Source organism: Oleiphilus sp. HI0066, from assembly GCF_001635725.1.
In genome coordinates this window covers 1-908 of sequence record NZ_LWFH01001690.1, presented here as the reverse complement: position 1 = coordinate 908, position 908 = coordinate 1, and the positions used below count along the sequence as shown (strand labels likewise).

Sequence of the window (908 nt, the reverse complement as noted above, 5' to 3'; positions counted from 1 at the left end):
GAGAGTACGCAGACAGTGTCGCCGCGTATAGAGATCGTTACGGAATATAACGGTTTGTAACGAGGCGCTTTTTGAAAGCATGGCTATAGTTTATTGAAAGGCTATAAAGTGCTGAATTCATAAAGAATGTGAGTGGAATAAAAATGAATCGAAGTCGTCTATTAATTTTTGTTGTTGTCGGGATGTTAGTTACGACAGCAGCATCGGCAATGCAGTTATATCGTTACAAAGACGATAACGGCAAAACCGTGATGGCTGCTTTGATTCCTCCACACTTAGTTTCTAAAGGCTACGATATTTTAAATGCTCAAGGCCGATTAGTTCAGCGTATCCCGCCTGCGTTGACCGAAGAGCAGATTCGCGAGCGCGATGAAGCCGCAGAAAAAAAGAAGCAAGAAGAACTTGCTGCAGCGAAGCAAGCTGAAGAGGACCAAAAGCTTCTTAAACAATACGGCACGCCTGATGCTGTTGTGAGCATTATGAATCGTCGTCTAGCTGAAATAGATGCAGTGATTGTTTCGCGAAAAGCGGCTATTGAAGCGTCTAAAAATCTCATTACAAAAAGCGAAGAGCAAGCGGCAAACATTCAACGAAGCGGTAAAAAGGTAGGTAAGCGAATTTTAGACGATATCGAAATGGCAAAAAAAGAAATTGCTGTTTCTCAAAGCGTGATTGAGCAGAGTCAAGCGTCTTACCAGCAAATTCTCAGTGAGTTTACTGTTGTCGTAAATCGGCTCGAAGTTCTAACCGGCACCAAAGCAAAAGACTTTCCTATCGAGCGCTAGCCTGTTCTTGTCCGGGCGAGTAGCGATTTAACCAATCGCTAATCCTTTTTTCTAGGAATCCTTCCGAACCGCTGCCTTTAGGGGCGCTTAGTTTTAATTGTCTGTAGTTGGCAAAGCCGCCAA

At 43.6% G+C, this 908-nt stretch carries 1 protein-coding gene; it reads left to right on the top strand.

What is annotated here, in order from left to right; all coding sequences use genetic code 11:
• Positions 1–143 precede the first annotated feature (143 nt).
• Positions 144–785 (top strand): hypothetical protein, encoded by a 642-nt coding sequence (locus A3738_RS26480; RefSeq protein WP_068501384.1) that lies wholly within the window; start codon positions 144–146, stop codon positions 783–785.
• The last annotated feature ends 123 nt before the right edge of the window (positions 786–908 follow it).

Bases quoted from the DNA above. Each gene is read 5' to 3' on its own strand.
- A3738_RS26480 (WP_068501384.1), top strand. From the start codon at position 144: ATGAATCGAAGTCGTCTATTAATTTTTGTTGTTGTCGGGATGTTAGTT.